This window comes from Streptomyces sp. NPDC023573 (assembly GCF_055559735.1).
In genome coordinates, this window is the sequence record NZ_JBVHKB010000016.1 from 35,010 (window position 1) to 58,642 (window position 23,633).

Here is a 23,633-nt window from a genome sequence, read left to right on the forward strand (position 1 = left end):
AGGCGGACAGGTTCCCCGTACTGGATGAATACGGTTCATGGTCTCAGAGGAGAGCCTCTCAGATCACCGGTGGCCGGCCCAGCCTGGTCAGCCGCCATACCGTACGCCACCTCATGGGGCGCCGGGGTCCGCAGGGCTGGGTCCAGCCCTCCCGGAAGCCCCCGAACCATGCCTTGAGGGCGGGCAGGGAGGGCCTGCGGACCAGCGTGAGGAGCAGCCAGACCCCGACGTAGAGGGGGACCAGCGGTGCGGGCAGGTTGCGGCGGGCGAGCCAGACGCGGTTGCGTGCCACCATGCGGTGGTAGACAGCGTGACGCGAGGGAGCGGTCGTGGGGTGGTTCAGCACCATGTCCGAGCGGTACTCGATCATCCAGCCGGCGTCCAGGGCCCGCCACGCGAGGTCGGTCTCCTCGTGCGCGTAGAAGAACTCGGCGGGGAGGGGGCCCGCCTCCGCGATCACCTGGCTCCGCACGGCGTTCGCGCCGCCGAGGAACGTCGTGACGCGGGAGGAGCGCATCGGATCCGAGGCCCGCAGCCTCGGCACGTGCCGTCGCTGGGTGACGCCGGTGTCGGGGTCCGCGATGCGGAAGGTGACGATTCCGAGCTTCGGGTCCGCCTGGAACGCCTGGCGGCAGAGCTCGGCGGTGTCGGGGTTCGGCAGATACCCGTCGTCGTCGAGGAAGAGCAGGGCGTCCACATCGGCTCCGGACGGGCCGAACGCCTCGATGCCGACGTTGCGGCCGCCGGGGATCCCCAGATTCTCGGGCAGCTCGACGGTCCGTACGCCCGGGGGGACGTCGGGGACCGGGGCGCCGTTGCCGACGACGACCACCTCGATCCGGTCGCCGTCCTGCTCGGCGACCGAATCGAGAAGGGCGCGCAGTTCTTCGGGGCGGTTGCCCATGGTGATGATGACCGCGCCGAGTTTCATGGGTGAGCTCACTTCAGCCTGCTGGACGCCAGGATCGACACCAGGTGCAGGACGGTCTGGAGAAGGGCGATGCCGGCCAGCACGGCGACCGCGAGGCGGCTGAAGAACAGGTCGTCCCTGACCGTGTCGAGGACGGCGACGACCAGGATGACCAGCGACGCCTCGATACCGAGGATCAGCCGGTGGAACTTGAGCGCGCCGGCGGCCCGTCGGGCGAACGCCATGCCGGAGGAGCGCGGCTCGGACGCGGCCTCCTTGACGGGCGGCAGCCCGCCCTGGTGGCGGGCGACGCCGACGAGGTCGGTCTCCGCCTTGATCAGGATGGCGCCCAGCGCGGCCAGCGTGCCGAGGAAGGCCCACAGCCAGTCGATGCGTCCGGGGCCCCACAGGTCCGCGGCGCGCAGGCCGAAGCCGACGAGCACCGCCGCGTCACACAGATAGGCGGCCACCCGGTCCAGGTAGACCCCGCCCAGTGAGTACTGCTTCTTCCAGCGGGCCACCTCGCCGTCGACGCAGTCGAACAGCAGGTAGAGCTGGACCGCGAGCACGCCGAGCAGGGCCCCGGGGATGCCCGGGATCAGCAGGGCGGGCGCCGCCAGCACGCCGGCGACGGTCATCACGTAGGTCAGCTGGTTGGGCGTGATCCTGGTGTTGACGATGTGCCGGTCGATGCGCAGGGAGATCTCGCGCATGTAGAGCCGACCCGCCCAGTGCTCGCCACTGCGCCGGTCCTTCACGCCCGGAGGGTGCACGACCGGACGGAGTTCAGCTATGGATGGCTTTTGCATAGTCGGCGTACGCGTCCCTGATCTGGTCGGTGGAAAAGTTGAGGTGCTCCAGGATCGTGAAGCGTCCCGGGCGCGTCTGCGGGGCGTAGTCCACGGCCCGCACGAATTCTTCGGGGGTGAAGCCGATCTCGTCGGGCAGCACCGGCAGCCCGTGGCGCCGCAGTACGGACGCCATGAGCAGCGACTCCTCGTGCGCGCCCCGCAGGTGCATCGCGAAGCAGGCGCCGAGGCCGACCTGCTCGCCGTGGCTGGCCGCGCGCTTCGGGTACAGCAGGTCGAAGGCGTGGTTGATCTCGTGGCATCCGCCCGAGGCGGGACGCGAGTCCCCCGCGATCGACATCGAGATGCCGGTCAGGACGAGGCCTTCGGCCAGCACCTTGAGGAAGGCGTCGTCGCCGATCCCGCCGGGGTGGCGCAGGACCGCCTCGCCCGCCTGGCGGGCCATGGCGGCCGCGAGGCCGTCGATGTCCTCGCCGCGCACCTCGTGGGCGAGCTCCCAGTCCGCGACGCACGAGATGTTGGAGACCGCGTCGCCGATGCCCGAGCGCACATAGCGTGCGGGCGCCTCGCGGATCACGTCGAGATCGATGACGACGGCGATCGGGGTGGGGACCCCGTAGGAGCCCCGTCCGTTGTCGTTGTCCAGGGTCGCGACCGGGGAACAGAGCCCGTCGTGGGAGAGGTTCGTCGCGACGGCGACCATGGGCATGCCCACGCGCGCCGCGGCGTACTTCGCCACGTCGATGATCTTTCCACCGCCGAGGCCGACCACGGCGTCGTAGCGGTTGCCCTTGATGCCGTCGGCCAGCCGCACCGCGGAGTCGATCGTGCCGTCGGCGACGGGGTACCAGTCGGCGCCCGGCAGCACCGGGGCGAGCCTCTCGCGCAGGGCTCGTCCGGAGCCTCCGCTGATCGCGATGGCGAGCTTGCCCGAGGCGGAGATCCGCTGGTCGGCGAGGAGACCGGCCAGATCGTCCATCGCGCCGCGCCGGATGTCGACGACGACCGGGGACGGGATGAGGCGGGTCAGTACCGGCACGCGATCTCCCTGCCCCTGGCGAGATCGTCATGGTTGTCGATCTCCACCCAGGTCACCTCGCCGATGGGCGCGACGTCGACGGTGAACCCGCGGTTCACGAGCTCCTGGTAGCCGTCCTCGTAGTAGAGGTCGGGGTCGTGCTCGAAGGTGGTCCGCAGCGCGTCGGCGAGCTCCTCGGCCGCCTCGGGCTCGATCAGCGTCACGCCGATGTACTCACCGGTCGCGGTGGCCGGGTCCATCAGCTTGGTGATCCGGCGGACGCCCTTGCCGTCCTCGGTGATGACCTTCATCTCCTCGTCGGCGAGGCTCTTCACCGTGTCGAGGGCGAGGATGATCTTCTGGCCCTTGCCGCGTGCGTCCAGGAGGGTCTTCTCGACGGAGACCGGGTGCACGGTGTCGCCGTTGGCGAGGATGACGCCCTTCTTCAGGACCTCACGCGCGCACCAGAGGGAGTAGGCGTTGTTCCACTCCTCGGCCTTGTCGTTGTCGATGAGGGTCAGCGTCACGCCGTACTTCGCCTCGAACTCGGCCTTGCGGGCGTAGACCGCCTCCTTGCGGTAACCGACGACGACGGCGACCTCGGTGAGTCCGACCTCGGCGAAGTTGGCCAGTGTCAGGTCCAGGACCGTCTTCTCGCCGTCCACCGGAACCAGGGCCTTGGGCAGCGTGTCCGTGTAGGGACGCAGACGGCGTCCGGCACCTGCAGCCAGTACGAGGCCGATCATGCGAGTTCTCCTTCGTCGTGTACGGCGGGGGCCGAGGAGGACACCCAGAAGCGGATGGACTCCACGAGCACCACCAGAGCCACGGCGGCCGCGAGCGCGGTCAGAGCCGTGGTGAAACCTGAACCGGAGGTCAGTACGGCGGCGAGTACGGCCACGACCAGGGTCCGGCCCTCGTGCCCGCCGATGGTGCGCACCAGCCACTGGGGCGGCGCTCCGGTGCCGCCCCGGATGCGGTACACCGTGTCGTAGTGATGGTAGGCGACGGCCGAAACCAGGCCGAATGCCGCGGGAACGGCGTGCGGTACGTCACTGCGGGCGGCCAGCACCAGGATCGTGCAGTATTCGGCGGCCCGGAAGAGCGGGGGGACGAGCCAGTCGAGCGCGCCCTTGAGCGGCCGGGAGACGGCCAGTCCCGAGAGGGCCGCGTACACCGCGGCGGCGCCCACGGTCAGCCAGCCGCCGTAGGGGGCGAACAGCGCCGCGGCGACCATGACCAGCGCCCCGGCGAACGCCAGGAGCGGGGCCGTGAAGCCGCCGCCCGGGCGCCGGAGCGCGGCGGCGACGGCCTGGGCGACCGGGCCGGAGTCGGCCAGCTCGGCCAGGGCGCGGGCGGCGCGGTCGGTGCGCCGGGCCTTGCGGGTCAGGGAGCGCAGCAGCCGCCCCGCGGTGGTGTAGCAGGCGGCCAGGGCACAGCCGATGAGCAGCGCGTAGAAGACGATCCGGGGTGTGGTCACGGCGGTGAGCACGGCGATCATGGCCCAGCGTTCGCCGATGGGCAGCACTATCATCCGGCGCAGCCAGACCGTCCAGCCGACGCTGTCGAGCTTGTCGGAGAGCGCGGCGGTGGGACTCGTGTTGGAGACCGCGTCGTGGTTGGCCTCGTTGAACGAGAAGTCGACGACATGGCGGCAGGCCTGGAGCACCATCGCGCCGAGCGCGAGGACCCATACGTCGTCGCCGCCCCGGGCGGCGCCGAGGGCGAGACCCGCGTAGTACGCGTACTCCTTGGCCCGGTCGAAGGTGGCGTCCAGCCAGGCGCCCATCGTCGAGTACTGGAGCGAGTAGCGCGCCAGCTGCCCGTCGGTGCAGTCCAGGACGAAGGAGAAGAGCAGGAGCACTCCGGCCGCGACATAGCCGCCGCGGGTGCCGGTCGCCGCACTGCCGGCCGCGATGAGCGCGGTGATCAGCGAGGCGGTGGTGACCTGGTTCGGGGTGAGACCCCGGCGGGCGCACCAGCGGGCGATGTAGCGGGAGTACGGGCTGATGAAGAACGTGGTGAAGAAGCCGTCGTGGGCCTTGACCGCGCTGCGCAGCCGTACGGCTTCGTCGTCGACGGCGGAAACGGCGGCCTGCGCGGTGCTCCGCTCCTCGGGCCCGGTGGGCACGGCGGCGGTGAGGGAGCCGAGCTCGGGGCGCTGTACCGCGGTGCCCTCCGCGTCCAGCGCGACGGCCAGCCGTCCGGGCACGGTGCGGTCCTCGGCGACCGGTTCGAGGCCGGGTGGCGCGACGGGGCTTCCCGCGCCGACGGCGGCCACGGCCCGCTGCAGGGCGCGGAGCAGCGCCGGGCGGGCCTCGGGCTGCGCGGTGAGCGCTCCGGGGATCGACGCGGCGGCGAAGCGGGGGTCGGTGAGTCCGAGCCTGAGCGCGTGGACATGGCCGACGAAACGGGGGTCCACGAGCGCGACGCGCCTGCTCGCGGGGACTGCGGCGAGCAGGTCGGCGGCCTCGGAGGCGTCGGCTGCGGCAGTCACGTCGAAGCCGAGTGACCGCAGATCGTCCTCGAGCGACGATCCGGGTACCGGCGCACCGGTGAGGATGGCGGTCGACAGACGAACTCACTCCTTGGCACTGAAACGGGAACGGCGCGCGGACACCTGCGGCCCGGAGGTGGGCCGGTGGCGCGTCGGCTGAGGCTATCGGATGAACGGAAGACCGAGTTCACCGCCCGTTCGTGGTCCGTTCGGCCGAATCGGCCATGATGCGGCGCCGTTCGCGATCATCATCGTCGATCAAGGCCTCGCCCCACAAACCGCGTCGGGCGAACGCATAAGCTGACGTGCATGACGTGGTTGATCACTGGCGGAGCCGGTTACATCGGGGCACATGTGGTGAAGGCCATGAAGCGGGCCGGGGAAGAGGTCCTCGTGCTCGACGACCTCTCGACGGGCATCGAGGCGCGGCTGCCCGCGGACGTCGTGCTGGTGCGGGGCTCGGCCTCGGACCGCGGGCTCCTCGACAGGGTCCTGGCGGAACACGCGGTCACGGGTGTGGTGCATCTCGCGGCGAGGAAGCAGGTCGGCGAGTCCGTCGAGAAGCCGCTGCTCTACTACCGGGAGAACGTGGCCGGGCTCGGGGTGCTGCTGGAGGCCGTGGTCGCGGCAGGGGTGCCGCGCTTCCTCCTCTCCTCGTCCGCGGCGGTGTACGGCGTCCCGGACGTGGATCTCATCACGGAGGAGACGCCGTGCGCGCCGATCAATCCGTACGGCGAGACCAAGCTCGCCGGGGAGTGGCTGGTGCGCGCGACGGGGCGGGCCCACGGCATCTCGACGGCCTGCCTGCGCTACTTCAACGTGGCGGGGTCCGCCGAGCCCGGACTGTCCGACACGGGGGTCTTCAACGTCGTACCGATGTTCTTCGACCGGCTGACGCGGGGCGAGGCGCCGCGGGTCTTCGGTGACGACTATCCGACGCCGGACGGCACCTGTGTACGCGACTACGTCCATGTCGCCGATCTGGCGGAGGCGCACCTCGCGGTCGCCAGGCACCTGGACACGACCTCGGACGGCGGTGACCTCACGGTGAACATCGGCCGCGGTGAGGGCGTGTCCGTACGCCGGCTCGCCGAGCTGGTGGGCGAGGTCACCGGCCTGCGCACGGAGCCGGTGGTCGAGCCGCGCAGGCCCGGGGACGCGGCCCGGGCGGTCGCTTCGGCCGCCAGGATGACCGAGGAGCTGGGCTGGACGGCCCGCCGGGACGTGCGCGAGATGGTGGAGTCGGCCTGGGAGGGCTGGTGCCTCCACCACCCCGAGGCCCGCGCAGCGCAGTGAGGGAGTGAGGAGCAGAGCTCCGGCAACACGCTGACCTGCGATCGTTTCCGCAGGTCAGAGCACATGACAACGGTGTTCAGTGCCGTGTTGCCCCCTACCCCGCCCCCGTAGTTCACTGGCCGCATCGGCGAGGCGCGTCGGACGTGTCCGAGGGACACGACGGCTGTACGGAGGCGTTCACATGGGGGCTGGCCACGATCACGGGCACACGCACGGAGGGCCGCCCCCCACGGGGACGGCCGCCGCCGCGTACCGGGGCCGCCTCCGGGTCGCCCTGGGCATCACGCTCGGCGTCATGGTCATGGAGATCGTCGGCGGGCTGCTCGCGGACTCCCTCGCCCTGATCGCGGACGCGGCCCATATGGCCACCGACGCGGTGGGACTGGGCATGGCCCTGCTGGCCATCCACTTCGCCAACCGGCCCGCGGGTCCCAATCGCACCTTCGGCTTCGCCCGCGCCGAGATCCTGGCAGCGCTGGCCAACTGTCTGCTGCTGCTCGGCGTCGGCGGATATCTGGTCTTCGAGGCGGTCGAGCGCTTCATCACCCCGGCCGAGACCCGGGGCGGCCTGGCCATCGCGTTCGCCGCCGTCGGTCTGGTCGCCAACATCGTCTCCCTGTCCCTGCTCATGCGCGGGCAGCGGGACAGCCTCAACGTGCGGGGGGCCTACCTGGAGGTCGTCGCCGACACGCTGGGCTCGGTGACGGTGCTGGTGGCGGCGGGCGTCATCATGGCCACCGGCTGGCAGGCCGCCGACCCCATCGCCTCGCTGCTGATCGGCCTGATGATCGTCCCCCGTACGGTGAAGCTGCTGAGGGAGACGCTCGACGTACTGCTGGAGTCGGCGCCCAAGGGGGTCGACATGGACGAGGTGCGCGCCCACATCACGGCCCTTCCCGGCGTGCTGGACGTCCATGACCTGCACGCCTGGACGATCACCTCGGGCATGCCCGTCCTCTCCGCCCATGTGGTGGTGCACCAGGAGATGCTGGACTCGATCGGTCACGAGAAGCTCCTGCACGAACTCCAGAGCTGCCTCGGCAGCCACTTCGACGTCGAGCACTGCACCTTCCAGCTGGAGCCCAGCGGGCACCAGGAGCACGAGGCGCGGCTCTGCCACTGAGAGCCGTGGGCCGGAGCCCTCTCACCCAAGGGTTCCCGCCTGGACCTGACGCCCTGTCCGTCCCGCCGCGCCCCTCCCGCGCGGCGGGACGGACATGCCAGCACCCGAAGTGCGGACAAGCGGCTTTTGTACGGCAGACTTGACCGCACTCGAGGGGCCCGGCGCACGAGGCGGGGAACCAAAGCGAAGGATGGGTATGCCGACCACACCAGCAACCGCGGCGAACAGCTCGTCGAACGGCACAGCAGACGCGATCATGCTCGAACTGGTCGACGAGAACGGCACCACCATCGGCACCGCGGAGAAGCTCGCCGCGCACCAGGCCCCCGGCCAGCTCCACCGGGCGTTCTCCGTCTTCCTCTTCGACGAGCAGGGGCGGCTGCTGCTGCAGCGCCGGGCGCTCGGCAAGTACCACTCCCCCGGAGTGTGGTCGAACACCTGCTGCGGCCACCCTTACCCGGGCGAGGCACCGTTCGCGGCGGCCGCCCGGCGCACGTACGAGGAGCTGGGGGTCTCGCCCTCGCTGCTCGCCGCGGCGGGCACGGTCCGCTACAACCATCCCGATCCGGCGTCCGGCCTGGTCGAGCAGGAATTCAACCACCTCTTCGTCGGCCTGGTGCAGGAGCGCCTGCGGCCGGACGAGGAGGAGGTCGGTGAGACGGCCTTCGTGACCGCCGGTGAGCTCGCGGAGCGGCACGCCGCCGCGCCGTTCTCGGCGTGGTTCATGACCGTGCTGGATGCCGCGCGGCCCGCGGTCAGGGAGCTGACGGGACCGTCCGCGGGCTGGTGAGGCCGCCCGCACCGCCGGGGGCGGTCAGAGCTGCGTCTTCAGGGGCAGCGCCGCCCAGATGATCTTGCCGCCCCCCGCGGTGTGCTCCACGTCGCAGGTGCCACCCGCCTCGGCGGTGATCTCACGGACCAGGAGCAGTCCGCGGCCGCCGGTCTGCGCGTAGTCGGTGACCAGCGCCGTGGGACGGTAGGGGTGGTTGTCCTCGACGGAGACCCGGATCCATTCCGCGCCGATGGCGACCTCGACGGCCAGCTCGGGCGAGAGCAGCGCCGCGTGCCGGACCGCGTTGGTGACCAGTTCCGACACGATCAGCAGCAGCCCCTGGAGGATGTCGTCCTCGACGGGCACGCCCTGCCGGTCGAGGAGGTCCCGGACGGCGTGCCGCGCCTGTGGTACCGAGACGTCGACGGCGGGGGCGGTGAAGCGCCACACCCCCTCGTACGACACGGGATGGGCCGGAACACTCCCACGGCTCTCCATGGACCGCCACCCGCTCTCGATTCGCATGTCACTGACTATCGAGTAACGAGTCTCGGGAAGAGCGTGGTCCGGACTGCGGCACTGACCACAAGTGGTCACTTCTGGGAGCAATTTGACCGGGTGAGTATGACAGCGTCAGGTGATTGGACTACTTCTCGCCCTCTTCGAGCATCATCTGGTCCGTCACCGGACCGGCGCCCCCTCGCCCGCCGCTGCCGGGAGCGGCCGGCTCACCGGTTCGGGCCGTACGGATAGCATCCGGCGCATGGACCTCAGGGAGCAGGCGGTTCGGACGGAGCCGCGACTGGAGCACACGGTCGTGGACGGCGTCGCAACCGTCGTCATCAGCAACCCCGCCAAGCGCAACGCCATGAGCGCGGACATGTGGCAGACGCTGCCCGTGCTGCTGGAAGGGCTGGCCGCCGACCCCGGTGTGCGGGTCCTCGTGCTCACCGGCGCCGGTGACACCTTCTGCGCGGGTGCGGACATCGCCTCCCTCCAGGACCCCGGCGGGCGGCCGCAGTCGCTGGCCGTCCGGGCGGAGGAGGCCCTGGCGGCCTTCCCCCGGCCCACGCTGGCCTCCGTGCGCGGATACTGCGTGGGCGGCGGCAGCCAGCTGGCGGCCGCCTGCGACCTGCGGTTCGCCGAGGAGGGCGCCTCCTTCGGTGTCACCCCGGCCAAGCTGGGGATCGTCTATCCCTCCTCGTCCACGCGCCGGCTGGTCGCGCTGGTCGGCCCCGCCACCGCGAAGTTCCTGCTGTTCTCCGGGGAGCTGATCGGGACGGAGCGGGCCCTGCGCACGGGGCTGGTGGACGAGGTCCTTCCGGAGGGCGGGCTGGCGGCCCGCGTCTCCGCGTTCGCGCGGGTCCTCGCGTCGCGTTCGCAGCTGACCCAGGCCGCCGCGAAGGAGTTCGCCGACGGTCGCGAGGACCGGGACGCGCACTGGGCGCGGCAGGCACGCGGCAGCGGCGACACCGCCGAGGGGGTCGCCGCCTTCCTGGAGCGCCGCACCCCCCGCTTCACCTGGACGACGGGGGATGCCGGCGCCGCGCCTACGTCCGGATGAAGCGGCTCTTCGCCCGCCACTCCTCGACCATGGCCGCCGGAGCCTTCGCCGGCGAACCGCAGTCGTAGGGCGGCTGGGGGTCGTACTCGGTCAGCAGCTGGACGGTCCGGGCGTGGTCGTCACCCGCGATCCTGCCGAGCAGGGTCAGACCCATGTCGATGCCGGAGGAGACACCGGCGGCGGTGACGTACTTCCCGTCGATCACCACCCGCTCGTCCGTCGGCTCGGCGCCGAAGCCCTTCAGGACGTCCAGGGCCAGCCAGTGCGAGGTGGCGCGCCGGCCGGTGAGCAGCCCGGCGGCGGCGAGCAGCAGGGAGCCCGTGCAGACCGAGGTCGTCCAGGTGCTGGTGGCGTCCGCCGTCCGCAGCCAGTCGAGCAGCGTCTCGTTCTCCATCTGGTCGCTCTGGCCGGGCCCTCCCGGCATGAGCACCACGTCGGGTGCGGGCACGTCGGCGAGAGCCCGGTCGGCGACGAGCGAGAGGCTGCCCCTGTCGTTGCGCACGGGTCCTGGCCGCTCGGCGACGAAGACGGGCTCGGCACCGGGGGCCCGGCTGAGCATCTCGTACGGGCCCACCGCGTCCAGCGCGGTGAAGCGGTCGAAGAGGACGATGGCGATCCGCACGGGTGTTCCTCACGTCGGTGCTGTGGTGGCCGGGGCTTTCAGGCGGGCTGGGACCGGAAGCGGCGCCGGTATTCGGCGGGCGCGGTCCCGAGGGCCTTGACGAAGGCGCGCCGCATCGCCTCGGGTGCCGTAACCACTGGCCCGGGAGATCCCGGTGACGCCGTCGGTCGTGTCCTCCAGCAGCCGGCGGGCCTGTTCGAGGCGTACGCGCTCGACGTACCGGCCGGGGGTGAGACCCGTCTCGGCCTGGAAGGCGCGGGCGAAGTGGCGGGGGGAGAGCCGCGCGCGTTCCGCGAGTGCCTCCACCGAGAGGTCGGCGTCCGGGTGCTCGGAGATCCAGTGCTGGAGCTCACGGAGGGGTTCGCGTACGGCGGTCTGTGCGGTGAGCTGGGCGCTGAACTGCGCCTGGTTGCCGGGGCGCCGCAGGAACACGACGAGATGGCGGGCGACGGTGAGCGCCACGTCCCGTCCGTGTTCCTCCTCGACCAGGGCGAGCGCGAGGTCGATGCCGGCGGTGACGCCGGCCGAGGTCGCCAGCCGTCCGTCGCGTACGAAGATCGGGTCCGGGTCCACGCGCACAGCCGGGTACGCCCTGGCGAGCGCCTCGCAGACGGACCAGTGGGTGGTCACCCGGTGCCCGTCGAGCTGGCCGGCCTCGGCGAGGAGGAGCGCGCCGGTGCACACCGACACCAGCTGCCGGGCCCGGGGGCCGTGGGTGCGGATCCACTCGACCAGCTCGGGGGCGGGTGTCCTCGTGCCCGCGCCTCCCGGCACGAGGAGCAGATCGGGTGCCGGGGCGTCCGTGAGCCTGCCGTCGGGGACGAGCGTGAGGCCGCTGGAGCAGCGGACCGGCGCTCCGTCGAGCGAGGCGGTCCGCAGGTCGTAGGCGACGCCGGGGAAGCGGGAGGCGCCGGCGAAGACCTCCATCGGGCCGCTCACATCGAGGCTCTGCACGCCCTCGAAGAGGACGACGAGTACGGATCGCTGCTTCATGCCCTTCATCCTGGGTGGACGGAGCGATGGCCGCAATGACGAGTTCCCCACCTTTCCTGCCACGAGTGCCTCACGGCCGCCCCACCCCTGTTCCACGTACCAACCAGTCGGTAACGTGCGGGCATGAGTACTCTTCCGCCACGTGCCGGACGCCGCTGCCACAACGCGCTCAATCCGCTGCACTCCTGTGTCTACTTCTCCCCCGACCTCGGCAAGGAGTTCGGGGAGCTCGGCGTCGACGACGTGAGCCGGGTCTACCTCGCCGCGCGCGGCGCGGCCCTGGGTGCGGCCGGGGCGGGTGCGGTCACCGCGACCTTCTACAACTTCAACCACGAGCTGGTGGCCCGACACCTGCCGGCCGTCTGGTCGGACATCACCCCCCGGGCGGCACTGGACGCCCGTCTGCGGGCCGCCGACTCGACCCTGCGCCGGGTGCTCGGCGAGGAGACCCTCGCGTCCCCGGAGATGGCGGAGGCGGCCCGCCTGGCCCTCACGGCCGCCGAGGCCTGTACCCGCCACGCCCGGCCGCTGTACGCCGCGCACGCGGATCTGGAGGTGCCGGAGCAGCCGCACCTGGCCTACTGGCACGCGGCGACGCTGCTGCGCGAGCACCGGGGCGACGGGCACCTGGCCGCGCTCCTGACGGCCGGTCTCGACCCCGTCGAGGCTCTGGTGAGCCACACCGCCACGGGCAAGGGCATGGCGCCGCGCTGGGTCCTCGCCACCCGCGGGTGGCGGCGCGCCGACTGGGACGCGGCGGTGGAGCGGCTGCGCGGCCGGGGCGTTCTGGACGCGGCGGGCGAGCTGACCGAGGCGGGCACCGCGCTCAGGGCGGACCTGGAGGAGGCGACGGACCGGATGGACGCCGCGCCGTACGAGCACCTGGGCGCCGACGGTGTGGAGCGGCTCACCGAGCTGGGCCGGGGATTCCTGTTCGCCGCCGCCTCGGCGGGCGCGTTCCCGGACGATCTGGTCGGCAAGGGCTGAGCCCGTACACGTTTACGACGCGGAGAACCGGCCAGGCGCAGGACACACCCTACGAAGGAGGCACACCGTGTTCCGTGCGATCGCAAACGCTCTGAGTACCGTCGGCTCGGCCATTGCCACCGTGGTGACCCTGCCCTTCCGGCTCCTGGCGAGCCTCTTCGGCGGCGCGTCGCGCAGCGGCAGGACCCGGCGGGCCTGACCGGACCCTCCCGCAGGACGTCGGGGCCGTGATCGAGCAGGTCACGCGACACGGCCCCCGGCCACCCGGCACAATGCAGGCGAAGGGGCCCACCGGGTGTGGAGCACCCCAGTGGCACAGCCAGCACAGCCAGTACGAGAAGGCGAGTCGGGAAAACCGTGACGACGTCCATCGAAGGCAGGATCGCCGAGGAGCTCGGCGTACGTGAGCGTCAGGTGAAGGCGGCCGTCGACTTGCTCGACGGCGGGTCGACCGTGCCGTTCATCGCGCGCTACCGCAAGGAAGCGACCGAGATGCTCGACGATGCGCAACTGCGCACGCTCGAGGAGAGGCTGAGGTATCTGCGGGAACTCGAGGACCGCCGTGCGGCGGTCCTCGAGTCCGTCCGTGAGCAGGGCAAGCTCGACGCCACGCTGGAGGCGCGGATCCGGGCGGCCGACACCAAGGCGCGGCTGGAGGACATCTATCTGCCGTTCAAGCCGAAGCGCCGGACGAAGGCTCAGATCGCGCGCGAGGCCGGCCTGGAGCCTCTGGCCGACGGGCTGCTCGGCGATCCTTCCGTGGATCCGCTCGTCGCCGCCGCGGCGTTCGTCGATCCAGGGAAGGGCGTGGCGGATGCGGCCGCGGCGCTGGAGGGCGCCCGGTCGGTCCTGGCCGAGCGCTTCTCGGAGGACGCCGATCTGACCGGCGAACTGCGCGAGCGCATGTGGTCGCGCGGCAGGGTTCTCGCGAAGGTGCGGGACGGCAAGGAGGAGGCGGGCGCGAAGTTCGCCGACTACTTCGACTTCGCCGAGCCCTTCACGGCGCTTCCCTCGCACCGCGTCCTCGCGATGCTCCGGGGCGAGAAGGAGGACGTCCTCGACCTGGTCCTGGAGCCGGAGGAGCCGTCGGAGCAGCCCGGCCCCTCCTCGTACGAGAACATGATCGCCCGCCGGTTCGGGGTCGCGGACCGCGGCAGGCCGGGGGACAAATGGCTGGGCGACACGGTCCGCTGGGCCTGGCGGACCCGGATCCTCGTGCACCTGGGGATCGACCTGCGGCTGCGGCTGCGCACCGCCGCGGAGGACGAGGCCGTGCGCGTCTTCGCTTCGAACCTGCGCGATCTGCTGCTCGCCGCCCCGGCCGGCACCCGGGCGACGCTGGGGCTCGACCCCGGATTCCGTACGGGTGTGAAGGTCGCCGTCGTGGACGCGACCGGCAAGGTCGTGGCGACGGATGTCATCCACCCGCACGTGCCTGCGAACAAGTGGGACCAGTCGCTCGCCACACTGGAGCGGCTGGCCAGGGAGCACCAGGTCGACCTGATCGCGATCGGGAACGGCACCGCGTCCCGCGAGACCGACAAGCTCGCGGGTGAGCTCTGCGACAGGCACCCGGAGCTGAAGCTCACGAAGGTGATGGTCTCCGAGGCGGGCGCCTCCGTGTACTCGGCGTCGGCCTTCGCCTCGCAGGAACTCCCCGACATGGACGTGTCGTTGCGCGGAGCGGTCTCGATCGCGCGCCGGCTCCAGGACCCGCTGGCCGAGCTGGTGAAGATCGACCCGAAGTCGATCGGCGTCGGCCAGTACCAGCACGACCTGTCCGAGGTGAAGCTGTCGCGTTCCCTGGACGCCGTGGTCGAGGACTGTGTGAACGGCGTCGGTGTCGACGTCAACACGGCGTCCGCGCCGCTGCTCTCGCGGGTGTCGGGCATCGGCTCCGGGCTGGCGGAGAACATCGTGGCCCACCGGGACACGAACGGCCCGTTCCGCTCCCGCCGGGCGCTCAAGGACGTGGCACGGCTGGGCCCGAAGGCGTACGAGCAGTGCGCGGGCTTCCTGCGGATCCGGGGCGGGGACGACCCGCTGGACGCGTCGAGCGTGCACCCCGAGGCGTACCCCGTGGTGCGGACGATGGTGAAGCGGACGGGCGGTGACGTGGCCTCGCTGATCGGCAGCACCGAGGTCCTCCGGTCGTTGCGGCCGGACGACTTCGTGGACGAGAAGTTCGGTCTGCCGACGGTCACGGACATCCTGAAGGAGCTGGAGAAGCCGGGCCGGGACCCGCGGCCCGCCTTCCGGACGGCCACCTTCAAAGAAGGTGTCGAGAAGCTCGGGGACCTGGCTCCCGGGATGGTGCTGGAGGGTGTCGTCACGAACGTGGCGGCGTTCGGCGCGTTCGTGGACGTCGGTGTCCACCAGGACGGTCTGGTCCATGTGTCTGCGATGTCGCGGACGTTCGTCAAGGACCCCAGGGACGTCGTGAAGCCGGGTGACATCGTCAAGGTGAAGGTCATGGACGTCGACATCCCGCGCAAGCGCGTCTCCCTGACCCTGCGGCTCGACGACGAGGCCGGGGCGGAGCGCAGCGGCGGACAGGGGCCCCGGCGCGAGAAGGGCGGCCAGGGCGGCGGCGGGGAACGGCCTCCGCGCCAGCGGCAGGCGCAGGGTGGTGGCCAAGGGGCCCGCCAGGGGGGCGGCCAGGGCCGCGACCGGCGCGGAGGTGGCGGCCAGGGAGGCGGCGCCCCGCGTCCGGCGGCCGCGCCGGCCAACAGCGCGATGGCCGACGCGCTGCGGCGGGCCGGACTGGGCGGCTCCGACTCGGGCGGCCGCAAGCGCTGAGCGGGACCACGGCGACGGGCGGACAGGAGATTCTCCTGTCCGCCCGTCGCCGTTACTGATCGTCCGTCCCGCTGTATTGACCGCTACGGGTGAGTGACGTACGGTCACGGCAATTCATGTACGCGAACTCGGTTCATCATGCAGATTGCTGCATCGGGAGCGGAGACGGTTTCACCACTGCGCCGACCACCGCACCACCCACCGTCAGGTGCCTGCGGAGAATACCGCAGGCGGTGAAAGGGATGCCTAGTGAATACAGAGAACCAGCTGGTCAGGAGACGGGGCGGCCGCGCGGCCGCCACCCTCGTCGCCATCGTTTCCCTGCTCGCCGCAGGGCTCACCGCACTCTTCGCGACCGGCTCCGCCTCGGCAGCTCCCGCTGCGGGCTCGTACAGCCTGGCGAACGCCGCCAGCGGTCTGTGTCTGGGGGTTCCGGGCTCCAGCACCTCCGCGGGGACGCAGCTCGCGCAGAGCGCGTGCAGCGGCTCCGCCGCACAGACCTGGAAGCTCACCGCCTCGGGCAGCGGCTACACCCTGGCCGCCGCGAACAGCGCCAAGTGCGCCGGCGTACGGGGCGCCTCCACGAGTGCGGGCAAGGCCGTGGAGCAGCAGAACTGCAGCGGTGCGGCCACCCAGGTCTGGACCCTGACCGCGGTCAGCGGCAGCACCTACCGGGTCGTCAACAGCAACGGCGGCAAATGCCTGAACGTGAAGGACAGCTCGACGGCGTCCGGCGCACTGGTCCAGCAGAACTCATGCGACTCGGTGACGAGCAAGAGCTGGACCTTCACCGCATCGGGCACCGTTCCGACGGACCCGCCCACGGACCCGCCCACCGACCCGACGGACCCGCCGACCGACCCGCCCACCGACCGGCCGTCGTGGCCGGCCGCCAACGGCAGCCAGGCCGTCTCGTCGACGATCGAGGTCTCGGGCACGTACGACGGGGGCATGAAGCGCCTGTACGGCAGCGGTGACCTGGGCAGTGGCGGGCAGGACGAGGACCAGCCGCCGATGATCAAGCTGGCGGACGGTGCCACCCTGCAGAACGTCATCCTGGGTGCCCCGGCCGCCGACGGAGTGCACTGCGCGGGCACCTGCACGATCAAGAACGTCTGGTGGGAGGACGTGGGCGAGGACGCCGCGACCTTCCGCGGCGGCTCCTCCTCGACGGTCCGCACGATCGACGGAGGCGGCGCGCGGCTGGCCGAGGACAAGGTGTTCCAGCACAACGGCGTCGGCACACTGGTCGTGAAGAACTTCCAGGTCGACGACTTCGGCAAGCTGGTCCGTTCCTGCGGCAACTGCTCGACCCAGAACGCCCGGCACATCCAGCTCCAGAACATCTGGGCGACTGCCCCCGGCACCAGCCTGGTCGGCATCAACACGAACTACGGCGACACGGCCCGGATCTCGGATGTCACGATCTACGAGGACGGCGACCGCGACATGAAGATCTGCACCAAGTACAGGGGAACGACGAGCGGCGAGCCCAGCGAGACCGGCTCGGGCGCGGACGGGACCAACTGCCTCTACTCCTCGTCCGACATCAGTTACGTCGACTGAGTCAGCTCAGGCGTACCGGCCCCGCCCTCCCGTGCGACGGGACGGGCGGGGTCTTCGCGTCAGCCGGACTCGGTGACCTTGCCGTCGGACACCTCGACACGGCGGGTCGTGCGGACGGCATCGAGCATCCGCCGGTCGTGCGTCACCAGCAGCAGCGTCCCGGTGTACGCCTCCAGCGCCGACTCCAGCTGTTCGATCGCCGGCAGGTCCAGGTGGTTCGTCGGCTCGTCCAGCACGAGCAGGTTGACGCCCCTGCCCTGCAGGAGCGCCAGCCCCGCACGGGTGCGCTCGCCCGGGGACAGCGTCGTGGCGGGCCGCAGCACATGACCGGCGCGCAGGCCGAACTTGGCGAGCAGGGTGCGCACCTCGGCGGGCTCGGTGTCGGGGACGGCCGCGCAGAAGGCGTCCAGCAGGCTCTCCGTGCCGTGGAACAGCTCGCGGGCCTGGTCGACCTCGCCCACCACGACGCCCGAGCCGAGCGAGGCATGGCCCGCGTCGAGGGGGAGCCGCCCGAGGAGGGCGGCGAGCAGGGTGGACTTGCCCGCCCCGTTCGCCCCGGTGATGGCGACCCGGTCGGCCCAGTCGATCTGCAGGGTGGCCGGCCCGAAGGAGAAGTCCCCGCGGACGACGGCGGCGTCGCGGAGCGTGGCCACGACCGCACCGGAGCGCGGCGCGGAGGCGATCTCCATCCGCAGCTCCCACTCCTTGCGGGGTTCCTCGACGACGTCGAGGCGCTCGATCATGCGCTGCGTCTGCTTGGCCTTGGCGGCCTGCTTCTCGCTCGCCTCACTGCGGAACTTGCGGCCGATCTTGTCGTTGTCGGTGGCCTTGCGGCGGGCGTTCCTGACGCCCTTGTCCATCCAGCCCCGCTGCATCTGGGCGCGGCCCTCGAGCGCCGAGCGCTTGTCGGCGTACTCCTCGAACTCCTCGCGGGCGTGGGTGCGGGCGCGTTCGCGCTCCTCCAGGTAGGAGGCGTAACCGCCTCCGTAGAGGTTGATCTCCTGCTGGGCCAGGTCGAGTTCCAGGACCTTGGTGACCGTACGCATCAGGAACTCGCGGTCGTGGCTGACCACGACGGTGCCCGCGCGCAGTCCTGACACGAAACGCTCCAGGCGCTCCAGGCCGTCGAGGTCCAGGTCGTTGGTGGGCTCGTCGAGCAGGAAGACGTCGTAGCGCGACAGCAGCAGCGAGGCCAGGCCGGCGCGGGCCGCCTGGCCACCGGAGAGGGCCGTCATCGGGAGGTCGAGACCGATGGTCAGACCGAGGTCGGCGGCGACCTCCTCCGCACGTTCGTCCAGGTCGGCGCCCCCGAGTGAGAGCCAGCGCTCCAGGGTCTCGGAGTACGCGTCGTCCGCGCCGGGAGCTCCGTCGACCAGAGCCTGGGTGGCGGCGTCCATGGCGGCCTGGGCGTCGGCGACCCCGGTGCGGCGGGCGAGGAACTCCCGTACGGACTCACCCGCGCGGCGCTCGGGCTCCTGCGGGAGGTGCCCGACGGTGGCGGTGGGCGGGGAGAGCCTCAGCTCGCCCTCCTCCGGCCGGTCGAGCCCCGCGAGCAGGCGGAGCAGCGAGGATTTGCCGGCGCCGTTGGCTCCGACGAGACCGATCACGTCGCCGGGCGCGACCACGAGGTCGAGTCCCGCGAAGAGTGTGCGGTCGCCGTGCCCGGCGGCGAGTTCCTTGGCGACGAGGGTGGCAGTCATCAGGGTGCTGATCCTAACCAACAGCGGGGGCCGGTCCTCCCGCCGGACGGGGGTGCGAGCATGGCCCTCCCGTCCCCGGCGCGCGCGGGACGGCATGGAGACAGGGGTGAGCACGGTGGCGGACGTGATCGTGGTGGGCGGCGGGGTCAGCGGGCTGACCACGGCGCTGCTGCTGGCGGAGCGCGGCCTGCGGGTGCGCGTCTGGTCCAGGGACCCGGCGGCGGCCACGACCTCCGCGGTGGCCGGTGCGCTGTGGTGGCCGTACCGGATCGAGCCGGAGGCGCTGGTGGGGGGCTGGTCGCTCGAGACGTTGCGGGTGTACGAGGAACTGGCCGCCGCCCCCGCCGAGACGGGCGTCCGCATGGTCCCCGGGGTGCACGGGGGCGAGCGCCTGGCCGCGCTCGGGCCGTGGGCCCGGGCCCTGGAGGGCGCGTCCGAGGTGGCGGAGGGGCTGCGGGTCACGCTTCCGCTGATCGACATGCCGGCCCATCTGCGCTGGCTGGAAGACCGGCTGTCCGCCGCGGGAGGCGTGGTCGAGCGGCGTACGGTACGTGGCTTCGCGGAGGCGGCGGCCGAGGCGCGGGTAGTCGTCAACTGCACGGGGCTCGGCGCCCGAGAACTCGTTCCCGACGCCGGGGTGCGGCCTGTGCGCGGACAGTTGGTGGTCGTGGAGAACCCCGGCGTCGAGGAGTGGTTCACCGAGGCGGATCCGGCGTCGAGCGCGACGACGTATCTCTTCCCGCAGCCGGGTGGGCTGGTGCTGGGCGGCACGGCGGAGACGGACGACGCTCGCACCGCTCCCGACCCCCGTACGGCCGCGGAGATCGTGGCGCGGTGCGCCCGGATACGGCCGGAGATCGCGGGGGCCCGGGTCATCGGCCACCGGGTCGGGCTGCGGCCGGCCCGCGACGCGGGGGTGCGCGTCGAGGCGGAGGAACTGCCCGGCGGCGGGCTGCTGGTGCACAACTACGGCCACGGAGGTGCCGGGGTGACGGTGGCCCGGGGCTGTGCGCGGACGGCGGCCCAGCTGGTGTGCTGAGCCGCGGTCCCTTCAGGCCGGCGGGTCGTGCTTGTGGCGTTCGTCGGTGGTGATCTCCGCGGTGCCCGGCCCGATCCGGATCTCGAAGTCCCCGTCGTACTTGGCGTGTCCCTCGATGACGGCGGACTCGACGGCCTCCACGCCGAACTCCCTGCGGACGATCATCGGGTCCTGGCGCAGGTCCCTCATGAGCGCGACGCACATCCCGATCATGACGATGGTGAAGGGGGCTGCCACCAGGATGGTCAGGTTCTGGAGGCCCGCCAGGGCGTCCCCCTGCCCGTCGCCGATGAGCAGCATGATCGCCGCGACGGCCCCGGTGACGACACCCCAGAAGATCACGACCCACTTCGCCGGTTCGAGGACGCCTTTCTGGGAGAGCGTCCCCATCACGATGGAGGCGGCGTCGGCGCCGGAGACGAAGAAGATGCCGACGAGGATCATGACGAGGATGCTCATCACGGTGGCGATCGGGTATTCGTGGAGGACCCCGAAGAGCTGGGCCTCCGGGGTGTCACCGACGTCCCCGAGCTTTCCGTCCCTCTGCAGCTCGATCGCCGAGCCGCCGAAGACGGCGAACCAGACGAGGCTGACCGTGCTGGGCACCAGGATCACGCCGCCGACGAACTGCCGGATCGTGCGGCCGCGGCTGATCCTTGCGATGAACATGCCGACGAAGGGCGTCCAGGAGATCCACCACGCCCAGTAGAAGACGGTCCAGCTGGCGAGCCAGTCGGCGACCTCGCCCTCACCTGTCGCCTCGGTCCGGCCGGCGAGCTGGGCGAGGTCACCGAAGTACGCCGCGACCGAGGTGGGCAGCAGGTCCAGGATGATGATGGTGGGGCCGACGACGAACACGAAGATCACCAGGATCAGCGCGAGCACCATGTTGATGTTGGAGAGCCACTGGATGCCCTTCTCCACACCGGAGACCGCCGATGCGACGAAGGCGGCCGTCAGGACGGCGATGATCGCGACCAGCAGGCCGGTCCCGGTCTTCTCCATCCAGTCGAGCTCCTGGAAGCCGCTGCCGATCTGCAGAGCCCCGAGACCCAGTGAGGCCGCGGAGCCGAAGAGCGTGGCGAAGATGGCGAGGATGTCGATGATGCGGCCGACGACCCCGTGGGAGTGCCGCTCCCCGATGAGCGGGATGAACACCGCGCTGATGGTCTGGCGCCGGTGCCGCCGGTAGGCGCTGTAGGCGATGGCGAGCCCGACGACCGCGTAGATCGCCCAGGGGTGGAGCGTCCAGTGGAAGAGGGTGGTCGCCATCGCCGTCTGCATGGCCTCGGCCGCGTCGGCGGGGTGGGTGCCCGGGGGCGGATTGACGAAATGGGCCAGCGGTTCGCTCACGCCGTAGAACATCAGGCCGATGCCCATGCCGGCGCTGAACATCATCGCGACCCAGGAGACCGTCTTGAATTCGGGCTTCTCCCCCTCCTGACCGAGCGCGATCTTCCCGTATCGGCTGATCGCGAGCCAGAGGGCGAAGACCACGAAGCCGGAGGCCGCCAGCATGAAGGCCCAGCCGCCGTTGTGGATGAGTCCGTTGAGCAGCGTGCTGGAGGCGTCTGTCAGTGAGTCGGTGGCCGTGGCACCCCAGATCACGAAGGCGATGGTGAGCACCGCGGAGACGCCGAACACCACCCGGTCGGTCACGGGACGCCGGCCGTGGTGCGGATCGGTGGGCAGATCGGCCGTCACCGGCAGATACTCCCCTCGCCCACTCGTTCTCTGCTCTTCGTGTGACACAAATGGCACCTTTCACGCAATGCGAATATTTCGCTCTCCGTAGGCAGTACCACACTCGCCGCGCATCTTCCGGGACCGCCGAGCGGTACACGCACGACCGTTTACGGAGTGAACGGGTCCGCGTCTCCGGCGTCGGCCGGCTCCCGCCGGGCCGATAGGCTGACGGCGTCCGTGCCCGAACCCGCCGGTTCCGGCCGTTCCCAGCCCCGGACTCGCGTGTACGAGGAGCGCCCCTTGCCCGACCCGACCCCCGATCAGCACCGTGACGCCCGGCCCACCCTGGAGGCCGTGGCGGCCCGCGCCGGAGTGTCCAGGGCCACGGCGTCCCGTGTCGTCAACGGCGGCGCGGGCGTACGCCAGCCCCTCGTGGACCAGGTGCGCAAGGCGGTCGACGAGCTCGGCTACATCCCGAACCACGCGGCGCGGACGCTGGTCACCCGGCGCAACGGCGCTGTCGCCGTGATCATCGACGAGCCCGAGTTCCGCATCTTCTCCGACCCCTTCTTCTCCCGCCAGATCCGCGGGATCAGCCGCGAGCTCAACGCCCACGACGCACAACTCGTTCTGCTCCTGGTGGAGGGCAGCGGCGACTTCGACCGGGTCACCCGCTATCTGGCCGGCGGGCATGTGGACGGCGTCCTGGCCTTCTCACTGCACACCGACGACGAACTGCCCGCGATCATCCGGCGGTTCCGGGTCCCGACGGTCTACGGGGGCCGCCCTGAGCACCCTGCGGCGGCCGAGGGCACGACGCATGTGCCCTACGTCGACTGCGACAACCGGGGCGGCGCCCGCGAGGCCGTGCGCCATCTGGTCTCGCTCGGCCGGCAACGCATCGCGCACATCGCCGGGCCCCGCGACCAGACGTCGGCACTCGACCGGATCGACGGGTACCACGACGTGCTCCCGGACGCGGGAGCGGAACTCGTCGCGGACGGCGACTTCACCGCGGAGGGCGGAGCCCGCGCCATGGCGGGCCTGCTGGACGCCCGGCCGGATATCGACGCCGTCTTCGTGTCCAACGACCTGATGGCGTCGGGCGCCCTGCGGGTGCTGCGCGAGCGGGGCGTCAGGGTACCCGAGGACGTGGCGGTGGTCGGCTTCGACGACATGTCCTCGGTGGCGGAGGCCACCGTGCCCCCGCTGACGACGGTCCGTCAGGACGTGGAGGGCATGGGGCGGTTGATGGTGCGGCTGCTGATGGAACGGCTGAACAGCGACACCGGGACATGGCCCGAGTCCGTGGTCACCCCGACCGAGCTGGTCCGCCGGGCCTCGGCCTGAGTCCTCCCGAGGCCCGCCACCCGGCCCGTGCCGACCTGGCGAGCGGCAGGTAGCGCAGGCGCTCCGGGAGCAGGGGCACGATCCGCCGCACCACGGCGCCGAAGCGCCGCAGGCGGCGCTCCTGGTCCGGGGTCCAGTCGAGCCCGATGGCCTCGCGGGCGTCCGGCGGCATCAGCCCGACGGTGAGGAAGCTGCGGAACCGCGCCAGCGGCGGGAGGAGCACCGGCCACAGCACCTTCAGGACGAGTCGCAGGGCGAGGGGCCCACGGTCGGGCGGTGGTACGGGAGCGTCCCTGGCGACCAGTTCCCGTACGACGACGGTGGCCTCCACCTCGTCAGCCAGCATCGTGCGGTAGTACGGCCAGAACTCCTCGATCGTCTGCGGCATGTCCCGGTCGTGGATGCCGAGGATCCGGCCGACCTGGAGCCACTCCCTGTACAGGGCGCGCTCCTGCGCGTCGGTGAGCGGGCGGACCAGATAGTGCGACGCGTGCTGGTAGACGGGGAAGCCCGTGGCGTGCACCCACGCGTAGGTGGCGGGGGTCAGCGCGTGGTAGCGGCGGCCGCGGGTGTCGGTCCCCTGGATCGTGCGGTGGAGCCTCCTGAGCCGGCGCCCCTCCTCGGCGGCGGCCTCTCCCCCGTACACCCAGAGCAGGAGCGAGCTCAGCGACCGCTCGCCGCGGCCCCAGGGGTCCGTACGGAAGACCGAGTGGTCGTCGACGCCGGCGCCGACGGCCGGGTGGGCGACCTGGAGCGTCAGGGCGGCGGGCAGCATCAGCAGCCCCCGGATGTCTCCGGCGAGGCTCCACAGGACGCCGCCGGGCGGGGGCGGTGCGGGCTCTCCCGCGCTGGTCATCCTGATGCTCCCAGGGGTCGGAGGGTGCTCGGGCCGTTCGTGTTCC

The 23,633-nt window shown here is 71.6% G+C and carries 20 protein-coding genes and 2 pseudogenes; 11 read left to right on the forward strand and 11 right to left on the reverse strand.

Going from position 1 to position 23,633, the window contains the following annotated elements; all coding sequences use genetic code 11:
* Positions 1-58: 58 nt before the first annotated feature.
* From ACZ32T_RS34155 to ACZ32T_RS34175, 5 genes are read right to left on the reverse strand one after another with little or no spacing between them, the layout of a single operon-like run.
* A complete protein-coding gene (locus tag ACZ32T_RS34155) occupies positions 59-931 on the reverse strand; it encodes a glycosyltransferase family 2 protein (protein ID WP_467273434.1) in 873 nt (290 codons plus the stop codon).
* An 8-nt stretch (positions 932-939) separates the two neighbouring features.
* The gene (locus tag ACZ32T_RS34160) at positions 940-1,719 is read right to left on the reverse strand and encodes a CDP-alcohol phosphatidyltransferase family protein (RefSeq protein WP_467273419.1); all 780 of its coding nucleotides are present in this window, start codon (positions 1,717-1,719) and stop codon (positions 940-942) included.
* Positions 1,697-2,758 carry an iron-containing alcohol dehydrogenase family protein gene (locus ACZ32T_RS34165; protein WP_467371295.1) on the reverse strand — a complete coding sequence of 354 codons (1,062 nt, stop codon included), beginning with the start codon at positions 2,756-2,758 and terminating at the stop codon, positions 1,697-1,699. The genes ACZ32T_RS34160 and ACZ32T_RS34165 overlap by 23 nt, the downstream gene beginning before the upstream one ends.
* Positions 2,746-3,483, reverse strand: coding sequence for a phosphocholine cytidylyltransferase family protein (locus tag ACZ32T_RS34170; RefSeq protein ID WP_467371297.1), 738 nt, complete (start codon positions 3,481-3,483; stop codon positions 2,746-2,748). Before ACZ32T_RS34170 ends, ACZ32T_RS34165 begins: the two co-directional genes overlap by 13 nt.
* The gene (locus ACZ32T_RS34175; RefSeq protein ID WP_467371299.1) at positions 3,480-5,234 is read right to left on the reverse strand and encodes a DUF5941 domain-containing protein; all 1,755 of its coding nucleotides are present in this window, start codon (positions 5,232-5,234) and stop codon (positions 3,480-3,482) included. The genes ACZ32T_RS34170 and ACZ32T_RS34175 overlap by 4 nt, the downstream gene beginning before the upstream one ends.
* Before the next feature lie 309 nt (positions 5,235-5,543).
* Here ACZ32T_RS34175 and galE point away from each other — a divergent pair, with 309 nt between their 5' ends.
* The 3 genes from galE to idi all read left to right on the forward strand — a co-directional run bounded on the left by galE (position 5,544) and on the right by idi (position 8,443).
* Entirely contained in the window at positions 5,544-6,530 is a 987-nt protein-coding gene (gene galE / locus ACZ32T_RS34180; RefSeq protein WP_467371301.1) for a UDP-glucose 4-epimerase GalE, read from the forward strand.
* 181 nt (positions 6,531-6,711) lie between these two features.
* Positions 6,712-7,653, forward strand: a complete 942-nt coding sequence (locus ACZ32T_RS34185; protein ID WP_467371303.1) for a cation diffusion facilitator family transporter — start codon at positions 6,712-6,714, stop codon at positions 7,651-7,653.
* Between the two features lie 196 nt (positions 7,654-7,849).
* On the forward strand, positions 7,850-8,443 hold the full coding sequence (idi, locus tag ACZ32T_RS34190) for an isopentenyl-diphosphate Delta-isomerase (RefSeq protein WP_467273413.1): 594 nt from the start codon (positions 7,850-7,852) through the stop codon (positions 8,441-8,443).
* A gap of 24 nt (positions 8,444-8,467) precedes the next feature.
* Here the strand turns inward: idi and ACZ32T_RS34195 are convergent, their stop codons facing one another.
* Complete coding sequence (locus tag ACZ32T_RS34195; RefSeq protein ID WP_401632155.1) at positions 8,468-8,923, reverse strand: ATP-binding protein; 456 nt, start codon at positions 8,921-8,923, stop codon at positions 8,468-8,470.
* Between the two features lie 265 nt (positions 8,924-9,188).
* Here ACZ32T_RS34195 and ACZ32T_RS34200 point away from each other — a divergent pair, with 265 nt between their 5' ends.
* The gene (locus ACZ32T_RS34200) at positions 9,189-9,989 is read left to right on the forward strand and encodes an enoyl-CoA hydratase/isomerase family protein (RefSeq protein ID WP_467371305.1); all 801 of its coding nucleotides are present in this window, start codon (positions 9,189-9,191) and stop codon (positions 9,987-9,989) included.
* Here the strand turns inward: ACZ32T_RS34200 and ACZ32T_RS34205 are convergent.
* Both ACZ32T_RS34205 and ACZ32T_RS34210 read right to left on the reverse strand, forming a co-directional pair.
* Positions 9,976-10,611, reverse strand: coding sequence for a DJ-1/PfpI family protein (locus tag ACZ32T_RS34205; RefSeq protein ID WP_467371308.1), 636 nt, complete (start codon positions 10,609-10,611; stop codon positions 9,976-9,978). The genes ACZ32T_RS34200 and ACZ32T_RS34205 overlap by 14 nt on opposite strands.
* Positions 10,612-10,649: 38 nt before the next feature.
* Positions 10,650-11,604 (reverse strand): annotated as a pseudogene (locus ACZ32T_RS34210) (GlxA family transcriptional regulator).
* A gap of 123 nt (positions 11,605-11,727) precedes the next feature.
* Between ACZ32T_RS34210 and ACZ32T_RS34215 the strand changes: the two are divergent.
* The 5 genes and pseudogenes from ACZ32T_RS34215 (at position 11,728) to ACZ32T_RS34235 (ending at position 16,956) form a co-directional block, all read left to right on the forward strand.
* A complete protein-coding gene (locus tag ACZ32T_RS34215; protein WP_467371310.1) occupies positions 11,728-12,591 on the forward strand; it encodes an SCO6745 family protein in 864 nt (287 codons plus the stop codon).
* Positions 12,592-12,658: 67 nt separating this feature from the next.
* Positions 12,659-12,790, forward strand: coding sequence for an LPFR motif small protein (locus ACZ32T_RS34220; RefSeq protein ID WP_356715874.1), 132 nt, complete (start codon positions 12,659-12,661; stop codon positions 12,788-12,790).
* A 158-nt stretch (positions 12,791-12,948) separates the two neighbouring features.
* A complete protein-coding gene (locus tag ACZ32T_RS34225) occupies positions 12,949-15,390 on the forward strand; it encodes a Tex family protein (RefSeq protein WP_467273408.1) in 2,442 nt (813 codons plus the stop codon).
* Positions 15,391-15,639: 249 nt separating this feature from the next.
* Positions 15,640-16,182: pseudogene (locus tag ACZ32T_RS34230) on the forward strand (RICIN domain-containing protein); the annotation flags it as partial.
* A 129-nt stretch (positions 16,183-16,311) separates the two neighbouring features.
* The gene (locus tag ACZ32T_RS34235) at positions 16,312-16,956 is read left to right on the forward strand and encodes a pectate lyase (RefSeq protein WP_467273432.1); all 645 of its coding nucleotides are present in this window, start codon (positions 16,312-16,314) and stop codon (positions 16,954-16,956) included.
* 59 nt (positions 16,957-17,015) lie between these two features.
* Here the strand turns inward: ACZ32T_RS34235 and ACZ32T_RS34240 are convergent, their stop codons facing one another.
* Positions 17,016-18,656, reverse strand: coding sequence for an ABC-F family ATP-binding cassette domain-containing protein (locus ACZ32T_RS34240; RefSeq protein ID WP_467273407.1), 1,641 nt, complete (start codon positions 18,654-18,656; stop codon positions 17,016-17,018).
* A gap of 106 nt (positions 18,657-18,762) precedes the next feature.
* On the opposite strand from ACZ32T_RS34240, the gene ACZ32T_RS34245 reads away from it, so the two are divergent.
* Positions 18,763-19,695 carry an FAD-dependent oxidoreductase gene (locus tag ACZ32T_RS34245; protein WP_467273406.1) on the forward strand — a complete coding sequence of 311 codons (933 nt, stop codon included), beginning with the start codon at positions 18,763-18,765 and terminating at the stop codon, positions 19,693-19,695.
* Between the two features lie 12 nt (positions 19,696-19,707).
* Here ACZ32T_RS34245 and ACZ32T_RS34250 read toward each other — a convergent pair whose 3' ends face one another.
* On the reverse strand, positions 19,708-21,405 hold the full coding sequence (locus tag ACZ32T_RS34250; RefSeq protein ID WP_467273431.1) for a BCCT family transporter: 1,698 nt from the start codon (positions 21,403-21,405) through the stop codon (positions 19,708-19,710).
* A gap of 276 nt (positions 21,406-21,681) precedes the next feature.
* On the opposite strand from ACZ32T_RS34250, the gene ACZ32T_RS34255 reads away from it, so the two are divergent.
* On the forward strand, positions 21,682-22,731 hold the full coding sequence (locus ACZ32T_RS34255) for a LacI family DNA-binding transcriptional regulator (RefSeq protein WP_467371312.1): 1,050 nt from the start codon (positions 21,682-21,684) through the stop codon (positions 22,729-22,731).
* Here ACZ32T_RS34255 and ACZ32T_RS34260 read toward each other — a convergent pair.
* Entirely contained in the window at positions 22,694-23,587 is an 894-nt protein-coding gene (locus ACZ32T_RS34260) for an oxygenase MpaB family protein (RefSeq protein ID WP_467371314.1), read from the reverse strand. The genes ACZ32T_RS34255 and ACZ32T_RS34260 overlap by 38 nt on opposite strands.
* Between the last annotated feature and the right edge of the window lie 46 nt (positions 23,588-23,633).

Coding starts and splice junctions, on each gene's coding strand:
- galE (WP_467371301.1), top strand. CDS start 5,544: ATGACGTGGTTGATCACTGGCGGAGCCGGTTACATCGGGGCACATGTG.
- ACZ32T_RS34240 (WP_467273407.1), bottom strand. CDS start 18,656: ATGACTGCCACCCTCGTCGCCAAGGAACTCGCCGCCGGGCACGGCGAC.
- ACZ32T_RS34195 (WP_401632155.1), bottom strand. CDS start 8,923: ATGGAGAGCCGTGGGAGTGTTCCGGCCCATCCCGTGTCGTACGAGGGG.
- ACZ32T_RS34160 (WP_467273419.1), bottom strand. CDS start 1,719: ATGCAAAAGCCATCCATAGCTGAACTCCGTCCGGTCGTGCACCCTCCG.
- ACZ32T_RS34260 (WP_467371314.1), bottom strand. CDS start 23,587: ATGACCAGCGCGGGAGAGCCCGCACCGCCCCCGCCCGGCGGCGTCCTG.
- ACZ32T_RS34170 (WP_467371297.1), bottom strand. CDS start 3,483: ATGATCGGCCTCGTACTGGCTGCAGGTGCCGGACGCCGTCTGCGTCCC.
- ACZ32T_RS34185 (WP_467371303.1), top strand. CDS start 6,712: ATGGGGGCTGGCCACGATCACGGGCACACGCACGGAGGGCCGCCCCCC.
- ACZ32T_RS34200 (WP_467371305.1), top strand. CDS start 9,189: ATGGACCTCAGGGAGCAGGCGGTTCGGACGGAGCCGCGACTGGAGCAC.
- ACZ32T_RS34215 (WP_467371310.1), top strand. CDS start 11,728: ATGAGTACTCTTCCGCCACGTGCCGGACGCCGCTGCCACAACGCGCTC.
- ACZ32T_RS34155 (WP_467273434.1), bottom strand. CDS start 931: ATGAAACTCGGCGCGGTCATCATCACCATGGGCAACCGCCCCGAAGAA.
- idi (WP_467273413.1), top strand. CDS start 7,850: ATGCCGACCACACCAGCAACCGCGGCGAACAGCTCGTCGAACGGCACA.